5 protein-coding genes are annotated in these 5,193 nt (G+C 65.4%); 1 reads left to right on the top strand and 4 read right to left on the bottom strand.

Annotated elements, in window-relative coordinates; translation table 11 throughout:
* From P3W75_RS23675 to P3W75_RS23660, 4 genes are all read right to left on the bottom strand, one after another.
* Positions 1-376: NirD/YgiW/YdeI family stress tolerance protein (locus P3W75_RS23675; protein ID WP_276229754.1), on the bottom strand; the 376-nt coding region annotated here is incomplete at its 3' end.
* A gap of 82 nt (positions 377-458) precedes the next feature.
* Positions 459-1,388: an SdiA-regulated domain-containing protein gene (locus tag P3W75_RS23670; RefSeq protein WP_276229753.1), complete on the bottom strand. Its 930-nt coding sequence runs from the start codon at positions 1,386-1,388 to the stop codon at positions 459-461.
* 64 nt (positions 1,389-1,452) lie between these two features.
* The gene (locus tag P3W75_RS23665) at positions 1,453-2,118 is read right to left on the bottom strand and encodes a fumarylacetoacetate hydrolase family protein (RefSeq protein ID WP_276229752.1); all 666 of its coding nucleotides are present in this window, start codon (positions 2,116-2,118) and stop codon (positions 1,453-1,455) included.
* Between the two features lie 148 nt (positions 2,119-2,266).
* Complete coding sequence (locus P3W75_RS23660; protein ID WP_276229751.1) at positions 2,267-3,661, bottom strand: FAD-binding oxidoreductase; 1,395 nt, start codon at positions 3,659-3,661, stop codon at positions 2,267-2,269.
* 191 nt (positions 3,662-3,852) lie between these two features.
* Between P3W75_RS23660 and serA the strand changes: the two genes are divergently transcribed.
* Positions 3,853-5,082, top strand: a complete 1,230-nt coding sequence (serA, locus tag P3W75_RS23655; protein WP_276229750.1) for a phosphoglycerate dehydrogenase — start codon at positions 3,853-3,855, stop codon at positions 5,080-5,082.
* Positions 5,083-5,193: the final 111 nt, after the last annotated feature.

The raw sequence follows: 5,193 nt of genomic DNA, 5'->3' as shown, positions 1-5,193 counted from the left end.
ACTGCAGGACGTCGACCCGGTCCACGTCGATCTCCACGCCCTTGCGCTCATGATCCACTTCACCGGTCAGGCGCACCTTGGTCTTCTCGGAGATATCCACACCCTGCGGCCAATCGTCGTGGTCGATCTCGACCTGCATGCTGCCGGTGGCGTCCTTGAACTCGTAGTGCTCGCCGTGCAGGCGCTTGATGATCGAGCCTTCGAGCACCGCCGGGGTGTCGTCGGCGGCTTTCTTGGCGGCCTCCACTGTGGTGACCTGGCCGGCCGGCGCGGGTTTCGCCGCGTCGCTGCCCGGGCCGGTGTAGCCGCCGGCGGCGAAGGTGGCGCCGGAGAACAGGGCGATGGCGGCGATCAGGGGAAGACGAATGGATTTCATGAAGTAGCCTCCTGGCTGTTTTCGATGAAATCAGACTAGCCAATCAGGCTGAAACCAGCCTGAATTGGCGCTTAACCCAGGCTTAATCGCCCTTTTCGCCCTTCACCTTGCGGAACACGTAGAACAGCTCCGGCTCGCTGACCATGTAGATGGTGCCCTGCTCGTCGATGGCCACGCCCTCGGCGCGCGGGATCTTCTCGTGCAGGCCGTTGAGCCCGGCCAGCAGGCTGATGAAGCTGACCGGCTGGTTCTTCTCGTCCAGCTCCAGCAGCAGGTGCGACTCCGCCGACAGCACCAGGGTATGCCCGGTGCGCGGGTCGACGCTGAGCGCCGAGACGTTACGCATGTACAGCTCTTCGCTGGGCAGCGCCAGCATGCTGCCCTTCAGGCCCGGCGTGCCGTCGCTGGCCCAGCTGAACAGCTCCATGGGGTCGCGCTCGCGGCCGAGCAGCAGGCGCTTCTGCGCCGGGTCCCAGGCGATGCCCTCGAAGCCCTTGTTGCTCTTCTTGCCCAGGTGGCCGAGGTCGAAGCTGGCCAGCCTGGCGGTGCTCAGCTCATGGGTCTGCGGGTCGACGTGGAAAATGGTCAGGGAGTTCTTGCGTTCGTCGGTCACCGCGACGTTGCCATTGGGCAGCACCGCCACCCCTTCCGGGTTCTCCAGGCCGAGCAGCGGAATCACCCGCAGCACCTCGCCGTCCAGCGACAGCTCGCCGAGCAGCGGCTTCTTGCCGGTGACGGTGAACAGCGTGCGGGTCACCGGGTTGTAGGCCAGGTCGGAGGTCTCCTGGCCTTCCAGGCCACCCTTGAGCGGCTTGCCCTGGATCACCGCGCGGTAGCCCGGCAGCCAGACGCTCTCGGCGCGGGCCTGCTCGCTGGTGTGGGCTTCCTTCCACCACAGGCGGGCGCGGTCGTCCCAGTGGAACAGCCTGGCGAGCAGCGCCAGCACGGCGGCGGCAAGGATCAGCGCCAGCAGCAGCCAGCGCAGGAAGCGGGAGATTCGGGACCGGGCCATTCAGGACTCTTCTAGTCGGAGTAAAGCAAAGGCCGCACGAGGGCGGCCTTTGGCGGGGAGCGGTTCAGAGCACGCGGCTTTCGAACCGGCTGGCCCCGGGAAGTTCCAGCACCAGGTCGCTGCCGCGCTTGAGCGGACCGACGCCCACCGGCGTGCCGGTGGAAATCACGTCGCCCGGCTGCAGCGAGAAGTGCCCGGCGATGTGCTGGATCAGCGGTACGATCGGGTTGAGCATGTCGCGGCTGTTGCCATCCTGGCGCACTTCGCCGTCGATGGTCAGGCGGATGCCGATGTCGGTCGGGTCCGGGAAGCGGTCGGCGCTGACGAAGGGCGCCAGCACGAAGGCACCGTCGAAGGACTTGGACAGCTCCCAGGGCAGGCCCTTCTCCTTCAGCTTGGCCTGCACGTCGCGCAGGGTCAGGTCCAGCGCCGGGGCGTAGCCGGAGATGGCGTCCAGCACTTCCTCGACGCCGGGCTTGCGCGACAGCGGCTTGCCGATCAGCACGGCGATCTCCGCCTCGTAGTGCACGTCGCCGCGATCCTCGGGAATGGCGAAGCCGCCCTCGGCCGGCACGGTGCAGGAGCCCGGCTTGATGAACAGCAGCGGCTCGGTGGGCACCGGGTTGTTCAGTTCCTTGGCGTGCTCGGCGTAGTTGCGCCCGACGCAGACCACCTTGCCCAGCGGGAAGTGGATGCGGGTGCCGTCGACGTACTGATGCTGGTAACTCATGACCGACTCCTGGACGGATGAATGGAATGCGCCGTCGCGGCGCTCGTGGCGCCGCGCGCTGCCCGCCTCCCGCGGGCGCTCCGGGCCGCCTCCCGCGACCCTGACAAGCGAAGGGCCGGAAGACCGGCCCTGCTGGGGTGTTGCTGGCTTACTCGGCGAAAATCTTGCCGGGGTTCATGATCCCGTTCGGGTCGAACACCGCCTTGACCGCCTTCATGTAGCCGATTTCGGCCTCCGAGCGAGAGTACCCCAGGTAGTCGCGCTTGGTCATGCCCACGCCGTGCTCGGCGGAGATCGAGCCGTTGTACTTCTGCACGGTCTCGAACACCCACTTGTTGACGGTGGCGCACTTGGCGAAGAACTCGTCCTTGGACAGGTTCTCAGGCTTCAAGATGTTCAGGTGCAGGTTGCCGTCGCCGATGTGGCCGAACCACACCACCTCGAAGTCCGGGTAGTTGGCTTCGACGATGTCGTCGATGTCCTTGAGGAAGGCCGGGACCTTGGCCACGGTCACCGAGATGTCGTTCTTGTACGGGGTCCAGTGCGAGATGGTCTCGGAGATGTACTCGCGCAGCTTCCACAGGTTCTGCAGCTGCTGCTCGCTCTGGCTCATCACACCGTCCAGCACCCAGCCCTGCTCAACGCAGTGCTCGAAGGTGGCCAGGGCCTCGTTGGCCACTTCCTCGGTGCTCGCCTCGAACTCCAGCAGCGCGTAGAACGGGCAGTCGGTCTCGAAGGGCGCCGGCACGTCGCCACGGCCCAGGACCTTGGCCAGGGCCTTGTCGGAGAAGAATTCGAAGGCGGTCAGGTCGAGCTTGCTCTGGAAGGCGTGCAGCACCGGCATGATCGAGTCGAAGTCGGGGGTGCCGAGGACCATCGCGGTGAGGTTCTTCGGCGTGCGCTCCAGGCGCATGGTGGCCTCCACCACGAAGCCCAGGGTGCCTTCGGCGCCGATGAACAGCTGGCGCAGGTCATAGCCGGTGGCGTTCTTGATCAGGTCCTTGTTCAGCTCCAGCAGGTCGCCCTTGCCGGTGACGACCTTCATGCCGGCCACCCAGTTGCGGGTCATGCCGTAGCGAATCACCTTGATCCCGCCGGCATTGGTGCCGATGTTGCCGCCAATCTGGCTGGAACCGGAGGAAGCGAAGTCCACCGGGTAGTACAGCCCCTGCTCCTCGGCGAACAGCTGCAGCTGCTTGGTCACCACGCCCGGCTGGCACACCACGGTGCGGTCGAAGGCGTTGAAGTCGAGGATCTTGTTCATGTAGTCGAACGACACCACCACTTCGCCATTGGCGGCGACGGCGGCGGCCGACAGGCCGGTACGGCCACCCGAGGGCACCAGGCCGATCTTCTGCTCGTTGGCCCAGCGCACCACGGCCTGCACCTGCTCGATGCTCTTGGGGAAGGCGATGGCCAGCGGCGCCGGGGCGAAATGCTTGGTCCAGTCCTTGCCGTAGGCTTCCAGGGAATCGGCGTCGGTCAGCAGCTTGCCGGGCTCCAGCAGTGGCTTGAGCGATTCGATCAGGGCTTCGCGGGTCATCGGGAGAACTCTCAAATGATTCATGGTCGTCCTGAGAACAGCTCAGGTCGCAACCGGGCAAGGAAAAGGGAGAACATGCTAGCATACGCACCCCACGCAGATCGCCACCTGGCGCCGAGCTGCGGCACCGGCCGGTTCGGCCAGAGCTGTTCATTTTCTAGCCATTATCCCGGGACTACAGGTTCAAGCAGATGAGCAAGACTTCTCTCGACAAGAGCAAGATCAAATTCCTCCTCCTCGAAGGCGTGCACCAGAACGCCGTCGACACCCTCAAGGCCGCCGGCTACTCGAACATCGAGTACCTCAAGACCGCGCTGTCCGGTGACGAGCTGAAGGAAAAGATCGCCGACGCCCACTTCATCGGCATCCGCTCCCGCACCCAGCTGACCGAGGAAGTCTTCGACGCCGCCAAGAAACTGATCGCGGTCGGCTGCTTCTGCATCGGCACCAACCAGGTCGACCTGAACGCCGCCCGCGAACGCGGCATCGCGGTGTTCAACGCGCCCTACTCCAACACCCGTTCGGTCGCCGAGCTGGTGCTGGCCGAAGCCATCCTGCTGCTGCGCGGCATCCCCGAGAAGAACGCCTCCTGCCACCGCGGCGGCTGGATCAAGTCGGCGGCCAACTCCTTCGAGATCCGCGGCAAGAAGCTGGGCATCGTCGGCTACGGCTCGATCGGCACCCAGCTCTCGGTCCTCGCCGAAGCCCTGGGCATGCAGGTGTTCTTCTACGACACCGTGACCAAGCTGCCGCTGGGCAACGCCCAGCAGATCGGCTCGCTGCACGAGCTGCTCGGCATGTCCGACATCGTCTCGCTGCACGTACCGGAGCTGCCGTCCACCCAGTGGATGATCGGCGAGAAGGAAATCCGCGCCATCAAGAAGGGCGGCATCCTGATCAACGCCGCGCGCGGCACCGTGGTCGAGCTGGACCACCTGGCCAACGCCATCAAGGACGAGCACCTGATCGGCGCCGCCATCGACGTGTTCCCGGTCGAGCCCAAGTCCAACGACGACGAGTTCGAAAGCCCGCTGCGCGGCCTGGATCGCGTGATCCTGACCCCGCACATCGGCGGCTCCACCGCCGAGGCCCAGGCCAACATCGGCCTGGAAGTGGCCGAGAAGCTGGTCAAGTACAGCGACAACGGCACCTCGGTGTCCTCGGTCAACTTCCCCGAAGTGGCCCTGCCGTCGCACCCCGGCAAGCACCGCCTGCTGCACATCCACGCCAACATCCCGGGCGTGATGAGCGAAATCAACAAGGTGTTCGCCGACAACGGCATCAACATCTCCGGCCAGTACCTGCAGACCAACGACAAGGTCGGCTACGTGGTGATCGACGTCGACGCCGAGTACTCGGACCTGGCGCTGGAGAAGCTGCAGCACGTCAACGGCACCATCCGCAGCCGCGTGCTGTTCTAAGCGCACCCGGCGGCAAGAAAAAAGGAGGCTTCGGCCTCCTTTTTTCGTTTCCGGAAGGGTCGCAATGGCACGGCCGGGTGCCCCCGGTGCGTGCAGGGAGCGCCCGCCACC

This window comes from Pseudomonas citronellolis (assembly GCF_029335315.1).
In the GTDB taxonomy this organism is placed as follows: Bacteria; Pseudomonadota; Gammaproteobacteria; order Pseudomonadales; family Pseudomonadaceae; genus Pseudomonas; species Pseudomonas citronellolis_A.
This window is presented reverse-complemented; position numbering and strand designations above follow the sequence as displayed.